Annotated in this window: 19 protein-coding genes; 9 read left to right on the forward strand and 10 right to left on the reverse strand. The window is 61.4% G+C overall.

The window, feature by feature from the left end:
• Positions 1 to 6 precede the first annotated feature (6 nt).
• The 3 genes from ACOWVD_RS17250 to budA all read right to left on the reverse strand — a co-directional run bounded on the left by ACOWVD_RS17250 (position 7) and on the right by budA (position 4231).
• On the reverse strand, positions 7 to 1593 hold the full coding sequence (locus tag ACOWVD_RS17250) for an ABC transporter substrate-binding protein (protein ID WP_421105702.1): 1587 nt from the start codon (positions 1591 to 1593) through the stop codon (positions 7 to 9).
• Positions 1594 to 1733: 140 nt separating this feature from the next.
• Positions 1734 to 3419 carry an acetolactate synthase AlsS gene (alsS, locus tag ACOWVD_RS17255; RefSeq protein ID WP_004936413.1) on the reverse strand — a complete coding sequence of 562 codons (1686 nt, stop codon included), beginning with the start codon at positions 3417 to 3419 and terminating at the stop codon, positions 1734 to 1736.
• Between the two features lie 32 nt (positions 3420 to 3451).
• Complete coding sequence (gene budA / locus ACOWVD_RS17260; protein ID WP_004936416.1) at positions 3452 to 4231, reverse strand: acetolactate decarboxylase; 780 nt, start codon at positions 4229 to 4231, stop codon at positions 3452 to 3454.
• Between the two features lie 450 nt (positions 4232 to 4681).
• On the opposite strand from budA, the gene ACOWVD_RS17265 reads away from it, so the two are divergent.
• Positions 4682 to 5584: a LysR family transcriptional regulator gene (locus tag ACOWVD_RS17265; RefSeq protein WP_049188764.1), complete on the forward strand. Its 903-nt coding sequence runs from the start codon at positions 4682 to 4684 to the stop codon at positions 5582 to 5584.
• Here ACOWVD_RS17265 and eutC read toward each other — a convergent pair.
• Positions 5563 to 6354, reverse strand: coding sequence for an ethanolamine ammonia-lyase subunit EutC (gene eutC, locus ACOWVD_RS17270; RefSeq protein WP_197800070.1), 792 nt, complete (start codon positions 6352 to 6354; stop codon positions 5563 to 5565). The genes ACOWVD_RS17265 and eutC overlap by 22 nt on opposite strands.
• A complete protein-coding gene (locus ACOWVD_RS17275) occupies positions 6351 to 7736 on the reverse strand; it encodes an ethanolamine ammonia-lyase subunit EutB (protein WP_004936427.1) in 1386 nt (461 codons plus the stop codon). The genes eutC and ACOWVD_RS17275 overlap by 4 nt, the downstream gene beginning before the upstream one ends.
• Before the next feature lie 159 nt (positions 7737 to 7895).
• Here ACOWVD_RS17275 and ACOWVD_RS17280 point away from each other — a divergent pair, with 159 nt between their 5' ends.
• Together ACOWVD_RS17280 and ACOWVD_RS17285 are read left to right on the forward strand one after the other, a co-directional pair.
• Positions 7896 to 8444, forward strand: a complete 549-nt coding sequence (locus tag ACOWVD_RS17280) for a nucleotidyltransferase family protein (RefSeq protein ID WP_015378665.1) — start codon at positions 7896 to 7898, stop codon at positions 8442 to 8444.
• 52 nt (positions 8445 to 8496) lie between these two features.
• A complete protein-coding gene (locus ACOWVD_RS17285; protein ID WP_049243168.1) occupies positions 8497 to 8964 on the forward strand; it encodes a FlxA-like family protein in 468 nt (155 codons plus the stop codon).
• A 1-nt stretch (position 8965) separates the two neighbouring features.
• Here ACOWVD_RS17285 and ACOWVD_RS17290 read toward each other — a convergent pair whose 3' ends face one another.
• Positions 8966 to 9886, reverse strand: a complete 921-nt coding sequence (locus ACOWVD_RS17290; RefSeq protein ID WP_049243165.1) for a LysR family transcriptional regulator — start codon at positions 9884 to 9886, stop codon at positions 8966 to 8968.
• Between the two features lie 97 nt (positions 9887 to 9983).
• Here ACOWVD_RS17290 and ACOWVD_RS17295 point away from each other — a divergent pair, with 97 nt between their 5' ends.
• On the forward strand, positions 9984 to 10976 hold the full coding sequence (locus ACOWVD_RS17295; RefSeq protein WP_197800072.1) for a bile acid:sodium symporter family protein: 993 nt from the start codon (positions 9984 to 9986) through the stop codon (positions 10974 to 10976).
• A gap of 26 nt (positions 10977 to 11002) precedes the next feature.
• On the opposite strand, the gene ACOWVD_RS17300 is transcribed toward ACOWVD_RS17295, so the two are convergent.
• The 3 genes from ACOWVD_RS17300 to zipA all read right to left on the reverse strand — a co-directional run bounded on the left by ACOWVD_RS17300 (position 11003) and on the right by zipA (position 14344).
• A complete protein-coding gene (locus ACOWVD_RS17300; RefSeq protein ID WP_004936441.1) occupies positions 11003 to 11218 on the reverse strand; it encodes a DUF3820 family protein in 216 nt (71 codons plus the stop codon).
• Positions 11218 to 13239: an NAD-dependent DNA ligase LigA gene (ligA, locus tag ACOWVD_RS17305; RefSeq protein WP_049243161.1), complete on the reverse strand. Its 2022-nt coding sequence runs from the start codon at positions 13237 to 13239 to the stop codon at positions 11218 to 11220. Before ligA ends, ACOWVD_RS17300 begins: the two co-directional genes overlap by 1 nt.
• Before the next feature lie 79 nt (positions 13240 to 13318).
• Positions 13319 to 14344, reverse strand: a complete 1026-nt coding sequence (gene zipA, locus ACOWVD_RS17310; protein ID WP_085337352.1) for a cell division protein ZipA — start codon at positions 14342 to 14344, stop codon at positions 13319 to 13321.
• A 221-nt stretch (positions 14345 to 14565) separates the two neighbouring features.
• Between zipA and cysZ the strand changes: the two genes are divergently transcribed.
• The 5 genes from cysZ (at position 14566) to crr (ending at position 19468) form a co-directional block, all read left to right on the forward strand.
• Positions 14566 to 15324, forward strand: a complete 759-nt coding sequence (gene cysZ, locus ACOWVD_RS17315) for a sulfate transporter CysZ (RefSeq protein WP_033632432.1) — start codon at positions 14566 to 14568, stop codon at positions 15322 to 15324.
• 185 nt (positions 15325 to 15509) lie between these two features.
• The gene (cysK, locus tag ACOWVD_RS17320; RefSeq protein ID WP_004936453.1) at positions 15510 to 16478 is read left to right on the forward strand and encodes a cysteine synthase A; all 969 of its coding nucleotides are present in this window, start codon (positions 15510 to 15512) and stop codon (positions 16476 to 16478) included.
• Positions 16479 to 16877: 399 nt separating this feature from the next.
• Positions 16878 to 17135 carry a phosphocarrier protein Hpr gene (gene ptsH / locus ACOWVD_RS17325; RefSeq protein ID WP_004936458.1) on the forward strand — a complete coding sequence of 86 codons (258 nt, stop codon included), beginning with the start codon at positions 16878 to 16880 and terminating at the stop codon, positions 17133 to 17135.
• A gap of 46 nt (positions 17136 to 17181) precedes the next feature.
• A complete protein-coding gene (gene ptsI / locus ACOWVD_RS17330) occupies positions 17182 to 18909 on the forward strand; it encodes a phosphoenolpyruvate-protein phosphotransferase PtsI (RefSeq protein ID WP_004936461.1) in 1728 nt (575 codons plus the stop codon).
• A gap of 49 nt (positions 18910 to 18958) precedes the next feature.
• Complete coding sequence (crr, locus tag ACOWVD_RS17335) at positions 18959 to 19468, forward strand: PTS glucose transporter subunit IIA (RefSeq protein WP_004936467.1); 510 nt, start codon at positions 18959 to 18961, stop codon at positions 19466 to 19468.
• 75 nt (positions 19469 to 19543) lie between these two features.
• Here crr and ACOWVD_RS17340 read toward each other — a convergent pair whose 3' ends face one another.
• Positions 19544 to 20866, reverse strand: a complete 1323-nt coding sequence (locus tag ACOWVD_RS17340) for an ATP-binding protein (protein ID WP_164095974.1) — start codon at positions 20864 to 20866, stop codon at positions 19544 to 19546.
• Position 20867 lies beyond the last annotated feature (1 nt).

Here is a 20867-nt window from a genome sequence, read left to right on the forward strand (position 1 = left end):
TCGTGGTTATTTCTCCAGCGACACCTGTTTGAAGATGTGTTTGCCGAACGGGTCTATCTCGTAGCCTTTTACTTCCTTGCGCACCGGTTCGAAGATGGTCGAGTGCGCAATCATCAGCGCCGGCATCTGATCGTGCATCACCACCTGCGCCTGCTGATACATCGCCACCCGTTTGGCGTGATCGTTCTCCTCGCGCGCCTGCAGGATCAACTGGTCGAACGGTTTGTAGCACCATTTCGCCGAGTTGGAGCCGCCGAGCGAAGCGCAGGTGAACAGCGGGCCGAAGAAGTTGTCCGGATCGCCGTTGGCGGTGGTCCAGCCCATCAGCGCGGTCTGGTGCTCGCCGTTTTTAATCCGCTGCAAATACTCGCCCCACTCGAAGGTGACGATTTTGGCGCGCACGCCGATCTTGGCCCAGTCGGCCTGGATCATCTCCGCCATGCGCTTGGCGTTGGGGTTATAGGGCCGCTGCACCGGCATCGCCCACAGATCGATATCGAACCCCTGCCCCAGCCCGGCCTCCTGCAGCAGCTGCTTCGCCCGTTCCGGCGAATACGGATAATCTTCGAGCTGCGCGTTGCTGCCCCATTGGGTCGGCGGCAGCAGATTCTTGGCCGGCTGGCCGGCGCCGTGGAACACCGCGTCGATGATCGCCGGCTTGTTGACAGCCAGCGCCAACGCCTGGCGCACCTTGACGTTATCCAACGGCTTCTTCTGGGTGTTGAACGCCAGGAAGCCGATATTCAGGCCGGATTTTTCCATCACCTGCAGGTTGCCGTCCTGCCGCATGCGCGCCAGATCCGCCGGGTTGGGGAACGGCATCACCTGGCACTCGTTCTTTTGCAGTTTGGCGTAACGCACCGTCGCATCCGGCGTGATCGAGAACACCAGCCGATCGATCTTCGGTTTGCCTTCCCAGTAGCGGTCGAACGCCTTGTAGAGGATTTTTGCGTCCTTCTGGTACTGCACCAGCTGGAACGGCCCGGTGCCGATCGGATCGTTGTCCACCCGCTGCGGCGTGCCGGCCTTCAGCATCGCGTCGGCATATTCCGCCGATAAAATGGTGGCAAAGTACATGCCCAGATCGGCGACGAACGGCGCCTCGGCGCGGGAGAGCTCAAAGCGCACGGTGTGGTCATCCACCTTGACGATCCGGTCAATCAGCGTGCCGAACTCCATCGACTCGAAGTTGGTGTAGGCGCCGTTGGAGACCTTGTGATACGGGTTGTTGGCGTCCTTCTGGCGCATAAACGAGAAGATGACGTCATCGGCGTTGAAATCGCGGGTGGGGGTAAAATATTTATTGCTCTGGAATGCCACGCCCTTGCGCAGGTGGAAGGTATAGCGCTTGCCGTCTTCGCTGACCTCCCAGCTTTCCGCCAGGCTGGGTTGCAGCTCGACGGTGCCGGGTTTGAAATCCACCAGCCGGTTGTAGATCGCCGCCGAGCTGGCATCCACCGTGGTGCCGGAGGTGAACAGCTGCGGGTTGAAACCTTCCGGCGAGCCTTCAGAACAGTAGACCAGCGTATTGGCCCGCACGCCGCCGGCAATCGCCAACGCCAGCAGCCCGATCGTTATTGCTTTTCTTTTCATTGCGCTATCCCCAGTGGTGAAAAAACAGCCCAACGGATAGCAATAAATCATGCAGTTAGCGATGTAAAGGACAAATTCCGCGCATAAAAACGGGCAGGCGCGCAAGCGGCCTGCCCCGGTGAAACCACGCGATGATGAAATTAAATCATCTGGCTGAAGTTCATCTGCGCCATCAGCTTATAGTTGTCGGCGTAGTCGACCGGAATGGCCACCACCACCGGCCCCTGGATCGCCATCGCCTTGCGCAGCATCGGCCGCAGATCGTCCACCGACTGCACGGCGAAACCGACCGCGCCGCAGGATTCCGCATAGGCCTTGAAGTCAATCGGCCCGAACTCCACGCCGGATTTGCGCTGGTATTTGTTCACTTCCTGCATCTCCACCATATTGTAGGCGTTATCGACCCAGATCACGTGCACGATGTTGTTTTTCAGCCGCACCGCGGTCTCCAGCTCCATGCTCGACTGCATGAATCCGCCGTCGCCGGAGATCGACACCACCTTGTCGCCGGGGCGCACCAACGCCGCGCCGATGGCCCACGGCAGCGCCACCCCCATGGTTTGCTGGCCGTTGGAGATCAACAGCTGGCGGGCGCGGAAGCTGTAAAGATAGCGGGCGATCCAGATGTGGAAGCTGCCCATGTCCACGCACAGCGTCACGTCGTCGCTGACGATATCCTGCAGCTCCTTGACGATGCGCAGCGGGTGGATCGGCATGCCGCCGCGGCGCGCGGCGCGCTCCGCCAGTTCTGTGCGCTGGCGGCCGAGATCGGTGAGGATCAGCTCCACCTCCGGCGGCACGCAGACCGCCTCATTGAACGTTTCGGTCATCATGTTCAACGTGGCGCTGATGTTGCCCACCAGCTCGACGTCAGGCCGATAGCAGGTATCGATATCCGCCGGCAGCACGTCGATGTGCACCAGTTTCAGCCGCCCATGACTGTTCCACATGCAGGGATCGTATTCGATCGGATCATAGCCGACGCTCACCACCAGATCGGCCTTCTGCAACAGCTGATCGGCCGGCTGATTGTTGAACAGGCCAACGCGGCCGGCGAAACGGGCGAAGTGATTGACGTCGATCACTCCCGCCGCCTGATAGGTGCCGACCACCGGCATGTGGGTGCGGTACAGCAGATGGCGCACCGCCTCGCTGTTCTCCGGCCGGCTAGCCTGCAAACCGAGCAGCAATACCGGGCATTTGGCCTGGCGGATCAGCTTCACCGCCGCCTGGATGTCGTCCGCCGCCGCGGCCCCCATGCGCGGCAAGCGGCAGCCGGCCAACACCGGCGCGCTGACCGGTTCATTGACGATATCCATCGGCAGGCTGACGAACGAGGCTCCCGGCCGGCCAAACTCGGCGCGGCGGAAGGCGTTGGCGATCACCTCGGAAATCGCCGAACCGGCGTGCACTTCGGCGCAATACTTGGTCACCGGCCGGAACATGCTGACGGTATCCATGCTCTGGTGTGTCTGCTTCAGGCTGTCGGCGCGCTTCACCGCCCCGCCAAAGGCCACTACCGCGTCCCCCTCCGAGGTGGCGGTGGCCAGCCCGGTGATCAGGTTGGAGCTGCCCGGCCCGGAGGTGACCAGCGCCACCCCGGCCTTGCCGGTCAGGCGGCCGACCGCCGCCGCCATAAAGGCCGCGTTGGCCTCATGCCGCACCACCACCGTTTCAATCGACGGTGCGTCCTCCAGCGAGTCGAACACCCGGTCGATCTTGGCGCCCGGAATGCCGAAAACGTGTTTGACGCCCTGTGCTTCCAGATTTTTCACCACCAAATCGGCGCCGCATTGCCAGTCATTGCCTGTTTTTTCCTGTGCCATGGTTCCACCTCCTAAGAAAACGATCGCCGGGGTTAGCCCTCGGCGGAACGAATCGCGCGATCCAAATCCTCTGGGCAGAGGTTGGCGCGCAAGAAATCCGCATCATGCGGCAACTGAAGATTGAGACGGGTGATGACGCCGAACTGCAGGCGGCCGTGATCGAGCTGGTAATCCAGCACGTGGCCGCCGCCGCTGCGGTCGTCGGTAACGAAATGTTCGTGATAGCCGGCCACGCCGATGCCCTGCATGTAATCCGGCGAGCGGAAGCCGACCAGCGTGCCGCGCCGTTGATGAAACGAGAAGGTCGGCTGCTCTTCTATCGCTTCCAGCATCGGGCGATAGGGCCGTTCCTGACGCGGCACGGTGCGGGTTTCCACGTGGCTGAACTCACCGTCGACCCGCACCGCGCAAAACAGGTTCGGCGAGGCGACCTGTTCATCGATGCATTGGTGCAGCTGCGCCTTGGTGATCGGCCGGTCGAACTGCTGGCTGATACTGGGCTGGAAAAAGGTGACGACGGCGAAAGGGGTTTTCTGTTGCAAACCGGCTGGGCGGGCGCTGCCGTCGGCGCGCAGCTGGTGTATTTCCTGGTCGAAAGCGATCAGTTCGCCATCCAGGTGATTGAAGGTGCCGAGGCCGAAATCACCGTGTTTGAGCAACTCGGCAATGGTGGTTTCACCCTCGTAGACCCCGTCGATGAGCGCGCTCATCAGCGAGATTTGATAGATTTCGCCCTCCCCGGCGTTGATCGACTGCCTGGCAAAACCCTGCGCCAAATGGCGCGCACAGGAACACCCGTGTTTTTCGTTCATGACTCACTCCTCCACCAGCGCGGGATCGCGATCCTGCGCGTTCAAAAGACCCACCGACGGTGGGCCAAGATGCCCCCCAAGGCGCGTTCATCAGTTGGAACGATTCAGCCTGAGGCGACAAAAAAACCGGCACGGCTGGCCGGCCGATATCCAGAACCCACGGCATGACGTGTGAAAGTAAAGGCTCACTAATCATTAATGCCGAGTCAGATATCAAATTGAACGGTTAATCTGGTGTTGGAGCGACAATCAACTCCGCAGGCGGCTCATGCAGCCTGGGAAAAACATCTGTTATTTAGTGCTAAGCGCCGCGAGGTTTATGCGTTTTCTCTCTATACGGCCGGGATGCAGCGGCGTTGAAGCCGCCGTCAACCCGCAGCCAGAGTAGCCGCAGCGCCGCCGACAGAGAAGCGGGTATTCATAAGAAACGCTTTTGCATATAATGCAAAAATGAATGACGCCCGTTATGTTGAACATCTGCCGATCTTTCTCGACGTGGCCCGCCTGGGCAGCTTTTCCGCCGCCGCTCGCCGGCTGGGCATGGTGCCCTCCTCGCTGGTGCGCCATATCGACGCCCTGGAAAGCGCGCTCGGCGCCACGCTGTTCGTCCGCTCCACCCGTGGGCTGCTGCTGACCGACGCCGGCGAGCTGCTGCTGACGCGCGCCGCCGCGCTGATGACGGACATTACCGGCATTCACGCCGAGCTGAACGCGCTGAACGAAACGCCGCAGGGCACGCTGCGCATCAGCTGCCTGCCGACCTTCGGCAAAACCTATGTGCTGCCGCTGCTGCCGACGCTGGCGGAACGCTATCCTCAGCTGTCTATCGATCTCGATCTGACCGAACGCCAGACCGATCCGACGCAGGAACGGCTGGACGCCGCCCTCCGCATCGGCGAACAGAAGGACAGCGCGCTGTACGCCAGCCGTATCGCCACGCAACGCTGGGTGATGTGCGCCAGCCCCGCCTACGTCGCCCGCTATGGCCTGCCGAGCGATCTGGAAGCGTTGCCGCAGCATCGGCTGATCGCCCGCTACCACAAACAGCAGCCGGCCTGCTGGGCGCAGATCCTCGACGCGGCGCTGATGAGCCGCTGCACCATGGCGCTGCGCTGCGACGACTTCACCGCGCAGCGCCAGGCGGCGCTGCTCGGCCTCGGCATTGCCTTCCTGCCCAACTGGGTGGTGGGGCCGGACGTGCAGAATGGGCAACTGGTTCAGATGCTCGAAGATCCGCGCCATGAGCAGCAAGGCATCTATCTGCTGCGCCCGATGGCGAAGGTGTCCGCCCGGCTGGCGGCCTTCACCGCCCTGCTGCAGCAAACCCTCGGTCAGCCGCCCAGCTGGGGGTAAAGCGGTGTCACCCGGTTGTGCAGCGCCGGATTGTCGCTCTCGTCCTTCAGCTCGATGCCGCTCAGCCGCCGCTGGAACGCCTGCTCCAGCAGCCAGGCCAGACGGAACGCCGCCTGCGGGTAATCCAGCCCCTCCGGCCGCACGTTGGAGATGCAGTTACGCTCGGCGTCCGTTCTGCGCGCATTCGGCTCCCAGGTCAAATAAATGCCCAGGCTGTCCGGCGACGACAGCCCCGGCCGTTCGCCGATCAGCACCGCCACCGCCCGGGCCTGCAGGCATTCGCCAATCTCATCCCCCAGCGCCACCCGCGCCTGATGCGCCAACACCACCGGTGAGACGTTCAGCCCCAGCGTATCGAGATAGGGCCGCAGCGCCTGCAGCAGCGGCAATGCCTGGCGGTGCACCGCCTTGGAAGAAAGGCCATCCGCCACCGCCAGCAGCAGATCGACACGGCGCGATGGTGAGCCAAGCAGCAGGCTGCGGCTGTCCGACGCCAATCGCCGCCCCAGATCCGGACGGCGCAGATAGGCGGCGCGGTCGGCGGCCTGGCTGTGCACCGCCAGCGAGGGCCAACCGGCCTGGTGCAAATCCGCCGCCAGCCGCTCGCTGTCGAAAGGCTGATGCACCGCGTCGCGCGCCTGGGCATGGGCCAGGCCGAAGCGCAGCAGCTCGTCGGTCGGCAGGCTGGCGCCGGTGCGCCCCAACGCGATGCGCGCGTCGGTAAAGGCGCGCAGCGAGTCCCAACTGTTGACGTGAACCGGTTTGCTCATGTCCGTTCTCCCTGCAGCGCCAGCAACAGCGGGTGGTTGGCGGCGGCGTCGCGCAGCCGCCCGCGCTCGTCGGTGATGTTCATCGCCGCCAGCCAGGCGGCGAACTCCGGCGCGTGCTTCAGCCCCAGCAGTTCACGGATATAGAGCGCATCGTGGAACGAAGTGCTTTGGTAATTGAGCATGATGTCGTCCGCGCCCGGCACGCCGATCAGGAACGTCAGCCCGGCGGCGGCCAACAGCGTCAGCAGCGTGTCCATGTCGTCCTGATCGGCTTCGGCATGGTTGGTGTAGCAGACGTCGCAGCCCAGCGGCAGGCCGAGCAGCTTGCCGCAGAAATGATCCTCCAGCCCGGCGCGGATAATTTGTTTGCCGTCATACAGGTATTCGGGGCCGATAAACCCCACCACGGTGTTGATCAGCAGCGGCGAGAAATGGCGCGCCACCGCATAGGCGCGCGCCTCACAGGTCTGCTGATCGACGCCGTGATGCGCGTTGGCGGACAGGCAACTGCCCTGCCCGGTTTCGAAATACATCACGTTATCGCCCAGCGTGCCGCGCCTGAGGCTCAGCGCCGCCTGCTGCGCCTCCGCCAGCAGCGCCAGGCTGATGCCGAAACCGCGATTGGCCGCCTCGGTGCCGGCGATCGACTGAAACACCAGATCCACCGGCGCGCCGCGCTCCATCAGCCGCAGCGTGTTGGTCACGTGGGTCAGCACGCAGGATTGGGTGGGTATGGCGAAGCGCTGGATCACGTCGTCCAGCATGTAGTTGAGCTTTTCCAGCAGCGGCAGGCTGTCGCTGGCCGGGTTGATGCCGACCACCGCGTCGCCGCTGCCGTACAGCAGACCGTCCAGCATGCTGGCGGCGATGCCCTGCAGGCTGTCGGTCGGGTGATTGGGCTGCAGCCGCACGCTGAGGTGGCCCGGCAGGCCGATGGTATTGCGAAAGCGCGTCACCACCCGGCATTTCTTCGCCACCAGGATCAGATCCTGATTGCGCATGATCTTGCTTACCGCCGCCGCCATCTCCGGCGTAATGCCGGCGGCCACCTGCGCCAGCATGGCGCTGTCCGCCTGCTCGCTCAGCAGCCAGTCGCGAAAATCGCCGACCGTGAGGTGCGAGATGGGCTCAAAGGCGGCGGCGTCGTGGCTGTCGATAATCAGGCGCGTCACCTCGTCCTGTTCGTACGGCACCAGCACCTGCTGCAGGAACGCCTTGAGCGGCACATCCGCCAGCGCGATGCGCGCCGCCATGCGCTCTTCGGCGCTCTCCGCCGCCACCTCCGCCAGATAATCGCCGGAACGCGCCGGCGATGCTTTCGCCATCAGCTGGCGCAGATCGCCAAAGCGATAGCCGCGTTGGCCCACCGTTGCCTGAAACATAGCCCCCTCCCTTGCCCTGCGTGACGAGATAAAAGCCCTGCACCAAGTGTAGTCAGTGGGAAAAGAAAATTATTTTGCACGCGATCGCCGCCATCACGCTTTCCCCCATTTCACCCGTTGCCGCTTCGGGTTACAGTAGCCGCGAAAACAGGAGGGGTGATGGATCCGCAACGGCAAATTATCGACTGGCTGCAACAAGATAACGCACGCATGGCCGCCCTGCGCACCGTGCGCCGGCTCGGCTTGAATGACTGGTGCCTCGGCGCCGGCTTTGTGCGCAATCTGGTGTGGGATCGGCGCCATGGCTATACGGAGCCCACGCCGCTCAACGATATCGACGTGATCCACTTCGATGCGGAGCGTGCGGACGCTGAGCGCGATCGCATGCTGGAGGTGCGTTTGCAACAGTGGCTGCCGCGACCTTGGTCGGTCAAGAACCAGGCGCGCATGCACCTGCGCGGCGGCCGGGCGCCTTATCGCGACAGCGAAGAGGCCATCAGCTTCTGGACCGAAGTGGAAACGGCGATCGGCGCGCGCCTGAACGCCGACGACAGCATCACGCTGGTGGCCCCCTTCGGGCTCGCGGCGCTGTTCGACGACACCATTACCTTTAACGCGAAAAACGGCGATCGCGCGGCCTATGCCCAGCGCGTGCTCGACAAAGGCTGGCTGCAGCGTTGGCCGCGCCTGCGGCAGGTAAAGATTTAGCCGCCGCTGCCGATACCCTGAACAGCGATATACCGACTCAGGGAGAGCATTCATGTCGACCACCATCACCATGATCGTACCGATCAAAAATACCGTTCCCGGCGTCAGCAACGTGTTCAGCGCGCCGGGCCATCAGGGCGAATTGCTGATGGCCAAACCGGTCAACAACCAGCCGCAAGGCGGCAAGATGGAGAAAAAAGAACGCGCCAACGGCAATGACGAACCGGTCAACCTCAACGAAAGCCGCGCCTCGGCCCGCATCAAGGCGCTGAACCGGCAGATTCAGTCGCTGCAGCAAAAGTTGGTGGAGCTAAAGGACTCCGACGCCGATCCTAAGGAAATCGAAAAGCAGAAACAGCTGATCGAAGCGCAGATCAAGATGTTGCAAGCCGAGATCGCACGCATCCAGAAAGAAGAAATGGAAAAGCAGCAGCAGGAGCAGATGGCAAAAGCCGCAGCGCAATCCGGCGACGGCGTAAACCGCCCGACGCCGCTCAACGCGGTGGACGTCTATATCTGAGTCAATATGCCGCGTTTTCCTGCCGGCGCTGGTGCAGCAGCGCCGCCTGCTGACGCGCCACCTGCCAGATGGCCTCCGCCGCCGGCGTCAGCGAGCGGTTCTTGCGCCGCACCAGCATCAACGCGCGGTTGATCTCCGGCACCAGCCGACGCACCCGGAGCCGCCCCCCTTCCGGCAGCGGCAGCGCCAACGCCGGGAAAATGCTGATGCCGATCCCCTCCGCCACCATCGGGAACAGCGTGGCCGGATGGCCGATTTCCTGCACTACCTGCGCCTCCACGCCCTGCTGCCTCAGCGCGCTGTCGATCAGCGGTCGGCTGCCCGACGCATAGTCCTGCAACACCAGGCGGCAACCGTTCAGCGCCGACCAATGCACCGCCTGCTGCGCCGCGAACGGATGATCGTCGCGGCACAGCAACAGGAACGGCTCGTGCAGCACCGCTTCGCACTCCAGATCCACCGCCTGCACCGGATCGACCACGATGCCGAAATCCACCTCCGCGTTGCGCACGCTGTGCAGCACCTGCTGCTGCGCCTGATCGCGCAGCATGATGCGGATCTCCGGGTATTGGCGCTCGCCGGCGGCGATGCACTGCGGCATCAGATGGGCGGAAATGGTCTGGCTCGTCGCCACCCGCACCGTACCGCTGCGCTGTACGCCAAAGCTGCGCACATCCAGCAGAGTGGTCTGCAGCTCGTCCAGCAACCGTTCGACCCGGTTGGCCAGCCGCAGGCCGGCATCGGTCAACACCACTTCACGCGTGGTGCGATCCAGCAGGCGAACGCCGACCTCCGCTTCCAGCTCTTTCACGCTGTGGCTGACCGCCGATTGCGTCAGACCGATCGCCTCGCCGGCGCGGCTGAAACTGCCGTGGCGAGCGATGGCGACAAACACCCGCAGCTGTTTGAGTGAGTAATTCATGTGTTTTATTCATATATGAATTAAATAAATCAATTTAATTATTATATCCCCGCGCGTGAGAATAGCCCCATCGATTTTCTACCCTGAGCGCACCGCCATGAGATTTCTGCCCGATCGTTTTACCCTGACGCTGATCGCCACCGTACTGCTGGCGTCGTTCCTGCCGGCACGCGGTGAGTTCGTCGGCTGGCTCAACGCCCTGACCATCGCCGCCATCGCCTTGCTGTTCTTCATGCACGGCGCCAAGCTGTCGCGCGAGGCCATCCTGGCCGGCAGCAACAACTGGCGGCTGCATCTGTGGGTGATGTTCAGCACCTTCATCATTTTTCCGGCGCTGGGCATGCTGTTCGCCTGGTGGGCGCCGATCGACGTCAGCCCCGAGCTGTACGCCGGTTTCATCTACCTGTGCATCCTGCCCGCCACCGTGCAATCGGCCATCGCCTTCACCTCGCTGGCGGGCGGCAACGTGGCGGCGGCGGTGTGCAGCGCCTCCGCCTCCAGCCTGCTGGGGATCTTCGTGTCGCCGCTGTTGGTCGGCCTGCTGATGAATGTGCACGGCGATACCGGCAGCCTGCGGCAGGTGGGCTCGATCGTGCTGCAGCTGCTGGTGCCGTTCGTCGCTGGCCACCTGCTGCGGCCGCTGATCGGCGGCTGGATCGAGCGCCATCGCCCGCTGATCGGCAAAACCGACCAGACCTCGATTTTGCTGGTGGTGTACGCCGCCTTCAGCGAAGCGGTGACGCACGGTATCTGGCATCAGGTAGGGCTTGGTTCGCTGGCGTTTATCGTCGGCGGCAGCATCGTGCTGCTGGCGATCGTGCTGGTGGTGAACACTTACATGGCACGTTGGCTGGGGTTCAGCAAGGCGGACGAGATCACCATCGTGTTTTGCGGCTCGAAGAAGAGCCTGGCGAACGGCATTCCGATGGCCAATATCCTGTTCCCGGCGGCGACGGTGGGGATCATGGTGCTGCCGCTGATGGTGTTTCATCAGGTGCAGTTGATGACCTGCGCAGTGCTGGCGAAAAGGTACCAGCGCAAGCAGCGGGCGCAACAGCCGGTGCCCAACGCACAGGCGTCGCGCGGGTAACAAAAGACGGGCCGAGGCCCGTCAGATCAGCTTTTCTTCAGCGGCTTGACCAGGTGATCAAGCCCTTCGATTTTAATCGCCAGCGTCATCTCCATCAGCATGCCGAGCTTGCCTTTGGGGAATTCGCCCTTGCGGGCGAACCACAGCAGGTACTCTTCGGGCAGGTCGATCAGCACCCGCCCCTGGTACTTGCCGAACGGCATCACGGTATTGGCGATCTCCAGCAGGTTTTCCTTTTCCATCAGTCACCCAGCAGGCGGATCATTTCCGCTTCGTCGATCACGGCGATACCCAGCTCCTGCGCCTTCGCCAGCTTGGAGCCGGCCGCCTCGCCGGCGATCACCAGATCGGTTTTCTTCGACACGCTGCCGCTGACCTTGGCGCCCAGCGCCGTCAGGCGATCTTTGGCCTCGTCGCGCGACAGCTGGCTCAGCGAGCCGGTCAGCACCACGGTTTTGCCGGCGAACGGGCTGTCTATCTCTTCCACCACCACCACCACCGGCGCCGGCCAGCGGATGCCGATCTCGGCGCCCACCAGCTCGTTGATCACCTGCTGATTGAGCGCTTCATCGAGGAAATTGCGGGTGTGTTTGGCCACCACTTCGCCGACATCCGGCACTTCTTTCAACGCCTCGATATCGGCGGCGAACAGCTTCTCGAGCGATCCGAAATGCGCGGCCAGGTTGGCGGCGGTCGCCTCACCGACCTCGCGAATGCCGAGCGCATACAGGAAACGGGCGAAGGTGGTCTGCTTGGATTTCTCCAGCGCGTTGACCAGATTCTGCGCCGATTTCGGCCCCATGCGATCCAGGCCGGTCAGAATGCCGGCGGACAGCCGGAACAGATCGGCCGGGTTCTTCACGTACTCCTTGTCCACCAGCTGCTCGATGATCTTGTCGCCCATGCCTTCAACGTCCAGCGCGCGGCGGGAAACGAAGTGCTTCAACGCCTCTTTGCGCTGCGCGCCGCAGATAAGACCGCCGGTGCAGCGCGCCACGGCCTCGCCTTCCACGCGCTCAACGTCGGAACCGCACACCGGGCAGTGCAGCGGGAACACCACTTCGCGCGCATCCTGTGGCCGGCGGTCTTCCAGCACCCCCACCACCTGCGGGATCACGTCGCCGGCGCGGCGCACGATCACCGTATCGCCGATGCGCAGCCCCAGACGCTCAATTTCATCGGCGTTGTGCAAGGTCGCGTTGCTGACGGTCACCCCGGCCACCAGCACCGGCTCAAGGCGCGCCACCGGCGTAATCGCACCGGTGCGGCCAACCTGAAACTCCACTTCGCGCACCACGGTGATCTGCTCCTGCGCCGGGAATTTGAACGCCGTCGCCCAACGCGGCGCACGCGCCACAAAGCCCAGCGTTTCCTGCAGATCGATATCGTCAATCTTGATCACCACGCCGTCGATGTCGAACCCGAGCTGCGCGCGGTCCTGCTCGACCTGGCGATAAAATGCCAGCACTTCCTCGCTGCCGGTGCGGCGCTGGGCGCGATCGCTGACCGGCAGGCCCCAGGCCTTGAACTGCATCAGGCGTTCAAAGTGGCTGCGCGGCAGCTCGCCGCCCTCCAGCAGGCCGACACCATAGCAAAAGAAGGTCAGCGGACGTTTGGCGGTAATGCGCGGATCGAGCTGGCGCAGCGAGCCGGCGGCGGCGTTGCGCGGGTTGGCGAATACCTTGCCGTCTTTGCGCCGGGCTTCTTCGTTCATCTGTTCGAAACCGGCCTGCGGCATGAACACTTCGCCACGCACTTCCAGCCGGCGCGGGATGTTGTCGCCGGTCAGGCGCAGCGGGATGGCGCGAATGGTGCGCACGTTGGTAGTGATGTTCTCGCCGGTGGTGCCGTCGCCGCGCGTCGCCGCGCGCACCAGTTCGCCGTCTTCGTACAGCAGGCTGACCGCCAGGCCATCCAGCTTCAGCTCGCAGCAGAAGGTCAGCGGATCGCTGCTCTTGAGCCTGTCCTGCACGCGCTTGTAAAACGCCAGGAAGCTCTCTTCGTCAAACACGTTGTCCAGCGACAGCATCGGCACTTCGTGGCGCACCTGGTCGAACGCCGCCAGCGGCGCCGCGCCCACGCGCTGGGTCGGCGAATCGGCGGTGATCAGCTCCGGATGCTCGCTCTCCAGCTCGCGCAGCTCGCGCATCAGGCGGTCATATTCCGCATCCGGCACTTCGGGCGCATCCAGCACATGATACTGGTATTCATGATGGCGCAGTGTGGCTCGTAGTTGATTGATTTGTTGGATTATCGATTCCATGGCTCACCATCAAAGATAAAAAACCCCCGGCTAGCGGGGGCTTTGTTGTTACGGATGTTCAGTGCGCGCGGCAATCCGGTCAGGCGTTGTTTTCCAACACTTCACGGATACGCGCTTTGTAGGTTTCCAGCTTCTGCGGCGTCATCATGCGGCGCTCGTCGTCCAGCACCACGCCGCCCACGTCGTCGGCGATGCGCTGTGCCGACTGCAGCATCAGCTTGAAGTTCTGATTGGCGTCGCCGTAAGACGGCACCATCATGAACATCGACACGCCCGGCGTGGAGAAGTCGGACATCATGTCAGGATCGAACGACCCCGGCTTGACCATGTTCGCCAAGCTGAACAGCACCGGGCCGCTGCCGGCCGGGCTGATATGGCGGTGGAAGATGCCCATCTCGCCAAACTGGAAGCCCGCCTGCAACACGCTCTGCAGCAGCACTTCGCCGCCGATTACGCCGCCCTGATGGGCCGCGACGTGCAGCACCAGCACGGTCTCTTTCAGCTTGGCCTGAATTGGCGCAGCCGCCGGCTGTTGTGGCTGTGGCGCAGGCTCCTGCGCCGGCTTCACTTCCGGCGCGGGCTGCACAGGGGCCGGCTCGGCGTGGAATGCCGGTTCAGCCCTCTGCGGCGCCTCATGTTCATGCGGCAGATCGTCGACGCGCGGCTCACGGCGCGCGGCCGGTTGCGGTTGCTGCGGTTCGGCCGGTTCTTCGTCCGGCGCGTAGTTGTTCAGCAGGATGTCATCGTACTCCGGCCGCTGAGACAGCGGAGGCGGCGTTTGATGAGCGGCCGGCTGAACGGCGCGGGGCGCTGGCGCAGCCGCCGGAGCGGGCTTCGGCGCGGCCACGGGTTCTTCGCGTGCGGCATCGAAATGGCCGAATGACGGCTCGTCTTGCGGGTGAGCGGCGCGTACGCGCACCTCACCGACGCCTTCTTCGAGATCGTCGATCGGAGTTTGTTCACGTTCCTTTTGGGAACGTTTGGCTGGGCGATCGCGGAAGAGCGCTGACCGTTCTTTGCGACTGGTCCACAGACCGTGCAATAACAGCGCTATTATGGCGATCGCGCCAACAACGATTAATATCAGACGCAAATCCTGCATCATTGCTATCTCTGTTGTTCCAATACATTGCCACCGCGGCAAACATTCACTCTTTAACTCTATTTGCCCGCGCACACAAGTGCAAGTCCGTGCTGAACTTTATGCCAATAAAGATGATTATACTGCCTTTTTCTGCTGGTTTTTCAGCCAACCCTACCCTAGCCAGTGGAAAATCATCCCTATATGATAATGATGCCTGTTCAGACAACGAGATAACTTAAGATATGTCCTATACGCAGCCCTCTCCCCGATCGACCAGCGGCATTCACTATTTCGCCGAAGGCTGGCGTCTGATTTCACGCCCGGGGATTAAACGCTATGTGGTTCTGCCGTTGCTGGTCAACGTGCTGCTGATGGGTTCCGCTTTCTGGTGGCTGTTCAGCCGCCTCGGCGACTGGATCCCGGCGATGATGAGCCACGTTCCCGACTGGCTGCAATGGTTGAGCTACCTGCTGTGGCCGCTGGCGGTCATTTCGGTGCTGCTGGTGTTCAGCTATCTGTTCAGCACCATCACCAATCTTATTGCCGCGCCGTTCTGCGGCCTGCTGGCGGAACAGCTCGAAGGCAGCCTGACCGGCAAACCGCTGCCGGACACCGGCCTGCTCGGCATCGCCAAAGATCTGCCGCGCATCATGGCGCGCGAATGGCGCAAGCTGATGTATTACCTGCCGCGCGCGCTGCTGTTGCTGGCGCTGTACTTCGTGCCCGGCATCGGTCAAACGGTGGCGCCGGTGCTGTGGTTCCTGTTCAGCGCCTGGATGCTGGCGATCCAGTATTGCGACTATCCGTTCGACAACCACAAGGTGAGCTTTGCCGATATGCGCCGCGCACTGCGCCAGCACAAAACCGACAACCTGCAGTTCGGCGCGCTGGTCAGCCTGTTCACCATGATCCCGATCCTCAACCTGGTGATCCTGCCGGTCGCCGTCTGCGGCGCCACCGCGATGTGGGTCGATCGCTACCGCTCGCAATTCGTCCGATAACCGCCGTTTTTTGCCGCCGACAGCGCGGAAATTTTCGACAGGGCGCGCATTTCGCGCCCTTATCATTGTGCTTAAAACTTATTTCCTAATAACATATAGATATACCAATTCTTTACTTCCCTGCCGGTACTGTTAGCGTATGCTTTCGATGTTCCCCACATTTTCATAGAGTTAAAGGACGGGCTATGAGCAAGATATATGAAGACAACTCATTAACAATCGGCCATACGCCGCTGGTTCGTCTGAACCGTATCGGCAACGGACGCATTCTGGCCAAGGTTGAATCACGCAACCCGAGCTTCAGCGTCAAATGCCGCATCGGTGCCAATATGATTTGGGATGCGGAACAACGCGGCGTGCTGACCGCCGGTAAAGAACTGGTGGAGCCGACCAGCGGCAACACCGGCATCGCGCTGGCCTTCGTCGCCGCCGCGCGCGGTTACAAGCTGACGCTGACCATGCCGGAAACCATGAGCATCGAGCGCCGCAAGCTGCTCAAAGCGCTGGGCGCCAACCTGGTGCTGACCGAAGGGGCGAAAGGCATGAAGGGCGCCATCGCCAAGGCGGAAGAGATCGTCGCCACCGATCCGAACCGTTACCTGATCCTGCAACAGTTCAGCAACCCGGCCAACCCGGCGATCCATGAAAAAACCACCGGCCCGGAAATCTGGGAAGACACCGACGGGGAAGTCGACGTGTTCATCTCCGGCGTCGGCACCGGCGGCACGCTGACCGGCGTCAGCCGCTACATCAAAAACACCAAAGGCAAAGCCATCACCACCGTGGCGGTCGAGCCGACCGACTCGCCGGTCATCAGCCAGGCGCTGGCCGGTGAAGAGCTGAAGCCGGGCCCGCACAAGATCCAGGGCATCGGCGCCGGCTTCATTCCGGGCAACCTCGATCTGGATCTGGTGGATCGCGTCGAGAAAGTCTCCAACGACGAAGCCATCAGCATGGCGCGCCGCCTGATGGACGAAGAAGGCATCCTGGCGGGCATCTCCTCCGGCGCAGCGGTCGCGGCGGCGGTGAAACTGGCCGAAGAACCGGCGTTCGCCGACAAGACTATCGTGGTCATCCTGCCCTCTTCCGGCGAACGTTATCTCAGCACCGCGCTGTTCGCCGATCTGTTCACCGAGCAGGAATTGCAGCAGTAATTCCGCCACTGCACAAATCGCAAAAAAAGCACCCTGTAGGGTGCTTTTTTGTGGACTGGATCAAACTTTATAGCAGTCCAAGATTGCTTTTGCCCGTCGCCTTTAGTATTTAACGGTGCATTATTTCGATGCGCAAAATTAATCACTCTCCGAGCCCGGTCGAGGCTGAATCGATTTACTCATCTGTCGCCGACGCGGCGAATCGGGCATAATGGGGAGCGGATTGGAACGACGTCTAAAGCCGAGTTTTTTGATCTGAAGTGCCTAACGCGTCGTTTTCTGTTGCATCAACGTTCGCCCCTGTCCATAGTCAGGCGCTATAACCAGACAAGTTAAAGTCAGCCCCCTGGGCTAAACTTTAACTCCACAACATTAATCCAATAAGTTGGGGAAACATCAATGTTCCAGCAAGAAGTTACTATTACCGCTCCGAATGGTCTGCATACTCGCCCTGCCGCTCAGTTCGTTAAAGAAGCCAAAGGCTTCACGTCTGACATCACCGTGACCTCCAACGGCAAAAGCGCCAGCGCTAAAAGCCTGTTCAAACTGCAAACTCTGGGGCTGACTCAAGGGACCGTAGTGACCATCTCAGCTGAAGGTGAAGACGAGCAGAAAGCCGTTGAGCACTTGGTAAAACTGATGGCAGAGCTTGAGTAATCGGCCCGTCTTTTTAGTTAACACCAGTCAAGAGTAAGGTAGGGTTATGATTTCAGGCATTTTAGTATCACCGGGCATCGCTTTTGGTAAGGCTCTCTTGCTGAAAGAAGACGACATCGTCATCAACCGGAAGAAAATCTCTGCTGATCAAGTAGAGCAGGAAGTCTCACGTTTTCTGGCCGGCCGCGCGAAAGCGTCCGAACAGCTGGAAGCGATCAAGACCAAAGCTGGCGAAACCTTCGGCGAAGAGAAGGAAGCTATCTTCGAAGGCCACATCATGTTGCTGGAAGACGAAGAGCTTGAGCAGGAAATCATAGCCCTAATCAAAGACGATCTGGCCTCCGCAGACGCCGCCGCCTACACCGTGATCGAAGGCCAGGCGAAAGCGTTGGAAGAGCTGGACGACGAATACCTGAAAGAACGCGCCGCCGACGTGCGCGACATCGGCAAGCGCCTGCTGCAAAACATCCTGGGCATGCCGATCGTCGATCTGGGCTCCATTCAGGACGAAGTGATCCTGGTGGCCACCGATCTGACCCCGTCCGAGACCGCACAGCTGAACCTGGACAAAGTGCTGGGCTTCATCACCGACCTCGGCGGCCGTACCTCCCATACCTCCATCATGGCGCGCTCCCTGGAGCTGCCGGCGATCGTCGGCACCAGCGACGTGACCAAGCAGGTGAAAAACGACGACTACCTGATTCTGGACGCGGTTAACAACCAGATTTACGTTAACCCGACCGCTGACGTTATCGATCAGCTGAAAGCCGCCCAGAACCAATACATCACCGAGAAAAACGATCTGGCCAAGCTGAAGGACCTGCCGGCGATTACGCTGGACGGCCATCAGGTTGAAGTCTGCGCCAACATCGGCACCGTGCGCGACGTCGCGGGTGCAGAGCGCAACGGCGCGGAAGGCGTCGGCCTGTATCGTACTGAATTCCTGTTCATGGACCGCGACTCGCTGCCGACCGAAGACGAGCAGTTCCAGGCTTACAAGGCCGTGGCGGAAGCCATGGGCTCGCAGGCGGTGATCGTCCGCACCATGGACATCGGCGGCGACAAAGACCTGCCGTACATGAACCTGCCGAAGGAAGAGAACCCGTTCCTCGGCTGGCGCGCCATCCGCATCGCGATGGACCGCCGTGAAATCCTGCACGCCCAGCTGCGCGCCATCCTGCGCGCCTCGGCGTTCGGCAAACTGCGCATCATGTTCCCGATGATCATCTCCGTGGAAGAAGTGCGCGATCTGAAAGGCGAAATCGAGACGCTGAAAGCGCAGCTGCGCGAAGAAGGCAAGGCGTTTGACGAGAGCATCGAAGTGGGCGTGATGGTGGAAACACCGGCTGCGGCGGTCATTGCTCACCACCTGGCGAAAGAAGTCGACTTCTTTAGTATTGGGACAAACGATCTAACCCAGTATACTCTGGCGGTAGATCGCGGCAACGAGCTGATTTCTCATCTCTATAACCCGATGTCCCCATCAGTGCTTGGCCTGATCAAACAGGTTATTGATGCATCTCACGCGGAAGGCAAGTGGACCGGCATGTGCGGCGAACTGGCTGGTGATGAGCGTGCTACACTGTTGTTATTGGGCATGGGGCTGGATGAGTTCAGCATGAGTGCGATTTCAATCCCGCGCATCAAGAAAATTATTCGTAACACGAATTTCGAAGATGTGAAGGCGTTGGCAGCGCAGGCCTTGGCACAGCCAACGGCACAAGACCTGATGAATTGCGTCAATAAATTCATCGAAGAAAAAACGCTCTGCTAAACTTCCACGACACTGGAACGCCGCCCAATTTAATGCTTAGGAGAAGATCATGGGTTTGTTCGATAAACTGAAATCTCTGGTTTCTGATGACAAGAAAGACACGGGCACTATCGAGATCGTCGCTCCCCTTTCTGGCGAAATCGTCAATATCGAAGATGTGCCGGACGTAGTGTTCGCTGAAAAAATCGTTGGCGACGGTATCGCCATCAAACCGGCCGGCAACAAAATGGTTGCTCCGGTTGACGGCACCATCGGCAAGATTTTCGAAACCAACCATGCATTCTCTATCGAATCCGACAGCGGCATTGAGCTGTTCGTCCACTTCGGCATCGATACCGTAGAACTGAAAGGCGAAGGCTTCAAACGCATCGCCGAAGAAGGCCAGCGCGTCAAGAAAGGCGACGTCGTTATCGAGTTCAACCTGCCACTGCTGGAAGAAAAAGCCAAGTCTACCCTGACGCCGGTCGTTATCTCCAACATGGACGAGATCAAAGAGCTGATCAAACTGTCGGGCAGCGTGACCGTTGGCGAAACCCCGATCATCCGCATCAAGAAGTAATCGCGGATGAGCAATAAAAAACGGCGCCCTCGGCGCCGTTTTTTTATCCCTTCGGGGTATCCCCATCTCGCTGCGTCATGACGACCAGCGCGGCACGCGCAGAGTGATGACCAGCCCCTCTTTGTCGCCGTTGCGAGCCTCAACCTGGCCGCCGTGCGCCAGCACCACCTTGCGGGTAATCGCCAGCCCCAGGCCGTAGCCCTTGCCCGACAGCGCCGATTTCACGCGTACGAAAGGATCGAAGATGCTCGACAGCTTCGACTCCTCGACACCCGGCCCCTGATCGCTGACGGCGATCTGGAACTGGTTATCGACGCGCGACAGCGCCACCGTCACCCGCTGGCCGTGGCTGGAGAAGCGCAACGCATTGCGCACGACGTTATCCACCGCACGCCGCATCAGCTCCGCATTGCCCTTGACGGTATACTCCACGTCCGATTCGGCCTGCAGCACGATATCCACGCCGGGAACCTGCGCCTCGTAGCGCGCATCGCTCACCACCGCGTCCACCAGACCGTACAGATCGAAATACTCTTCGTCCGGCAAGCTGCTGTGTTCGGTACGCGACAGAGCCAGCAGCTCGCCGATCATTTTGTCCAACCGCCCCGACTCATGTTCGATGCGCTTGAGCGAGGTTTCGACATTGCCGGCATTCTGTCGCGCCAGGCCGATCGCCAGCTGCAGGCGCGCCAACGGTGAACGCAGTTCGTGCGAAACATCGTGCAGCAACTGCTCGCGGGCGCTGACCAGCAGCTCCAGCCGCTCGGCCATGGTATCGAAATCGCGCGCCACGTCGGACAGCTCGTCATGACGCCGCCGCATATTTGGGTACAGCCGCACCGACAGATCGCCCTGCGCCACCCGATCCAGGCCGCCGCGCAGCTGGCGCATCGGCCGGGTCAGGTTCCAGGCCAGCACGGCACTGAACAGCAAACCGCCCAGCCCGCCGACCCACAGCATCGGTGCTGGAATGTTGAAGAAGTGGGAACGCCGCTCCGGCCGATACTCTTCCCGCAGCCCGCGCACGTTATAACTCAGCCAGTAACCCTGCCCTTCTCCGGTCTGCACCCAGGCGGAAATCTCTTTCGGCATCCGTCGCCCTTCAAACACCGGTTCTTCCGGCTCAGGCGGCGGTTGGGTCATCGGGGTCACCGACAGTAGACGCCGATCGTCCTCCGGCCAGTCACGCGTCAGGGCTTCCAGCGCCGGCATGCCGCCACTGCGCAACTGGGTGGCGGCGGAGGTCAGCTGCAGGCCTATCGCCCGCCGCGCCATGGAATTCTCCGGCGGCACATAGCGGTCGCCATAAAGAGAAAACGCCACCCACAAGGCCTGCGTCATAATGAGGAAGGTCAGCCAAAAGCCGAGCAAAATTTTCCAGAACAGTCTTCCGCGCATG

The sequence above is a fragment of the Serratia sp. SA088 genome, assembly GCF_049065515.1.
Classification (GTDB): domain Bacteria; phylum Pseudomonadota; class Gammaproteobacteria; order Enterobacterales; family Enterobacteriaceae; genus Serratia; species Serratia nematodiphila.

Coding starts and splice junctions, on each gene's coding strand:
- ACOWVD_RS17250 (WP_421105702.1), bottom strand. CDS start 1,593: ATGAAAAGAAAAGCAATAACGATCGGGCTGCTGGCGTTGGCGATTGCC.
- alsS (WP_004936413.1), bottom strand. CDS start 3,419: ATGGCACAGGAAAAAACAGGCAATGACTGGCAATGCGGCGCCGATTTG.
- budA (WP_004936416.1), bottom strand. CDS start 4,231: ATGAACGAAAAACACGGGTGTTCCTGTGCGCGCCATTTGGCGCAGGGT.
- ACOWVD_RS17265 (WP_049188764.1), top strand. CDS start 4,682: ATGAATGACGCCCGTTATGTTGAACATCTGCCGATCTTTCTCGACGTG.
- eutC (WP_197800070.1), bottom strand. CDS start 6,354: ATGAGCAAACCGGTTCACGTCAACAGTTGGGACTCGCTGCGCGCCTTT.
- ACOWVD_RS17275 (WP_004936427.1), bottom strand. CDS start 7,736: ATGTTTCAGGCAACGGTGGGCCAACGCGGCTATCGCTTTGGCGATCTG.
- ACOWVD_RS17280 (WP_015378665.1), top strand. CDS start 7,896: ATGGATCCGCAACGGCAAATTATCGACTGGCTGCAACAAGATAACGCA.
- ACOWVD_RS17285 (WP_049243168.1), top strand. CDS start 8,497: ATGTCGACCACCATCACCATGATCGTACCGATCAAAAATACCGTTCCC.
- ACOWVD_RS17290 (WP_049243165.1), bottom strand. CDS start 9,886: ATGAATTACTCACTCAAACAGCTGCGGGTGTTTGTCGCCATCGCTCGC.
- ACOWVD_RS17295 (WP_197800072.1), top strand. CDS start 9,984: ATGAGATTTCTGCCCGATCGTTTTACCCTGACGCTGATCGCCACCGTA.
- ACOWVD_RS17300 (WP_004936441.1), bottom strand. CDS start 11,218: ATGGAAAAGGAAAACCTGCTGGAGATCGCCAATACCGTGATGCCGTTC.
- ligA (WP_049243161.1), bottom strand. CDS start 13,239: ATGGAATCGATAATCCAACAAATCAATCAACTACGAGCCACACTGCGC.
- zipA (WP_085337352.1), bottom strand. CDS start 14,344: ATGATGCAGGATTTGCGTCTGATATTAATCGTTGTTGGCGCGATCGCC.
- cysZ (WP_033632432.1), top strand. CDS start 14,566: ATGTCCTATACGCAGCCCTCTCCCCGATCGACCAGCGGCATTCACTAT.
- cysK (WP_004936453.1), top strand. CDS start 15,510: ATGAGCAAGATATATGAAGACAACTCATTAACAATCGGCCATACGCCG.
- ptsH (WP_004936458.1), top strand. CDS start 16,878: ATGTTCCAGCAAGAAGTTACTATTACCGCTCCGAATGGTCTGCATACT.
- ptsI (WP_004936461.1), top strand. CDS start 17,182: ATGATTTCAGGCATTTTAGTATCACCGGGCATCGCTTTTGGTAAGGCT.
- crr (WP_004936467.1), top strand. CDS start 18,959: ATGGGTTTGTTCGATAAACTGAAATCTCTGGTTTCTGATGACAAGAAA.
- ACOWVD_RS17340 (WP_164095974.1), bottom strand. CDS start 20,866: ATGCGCGGAAGACTGTTCTGGAAAATTTTGCTCGGCTTTTGGCTGACC.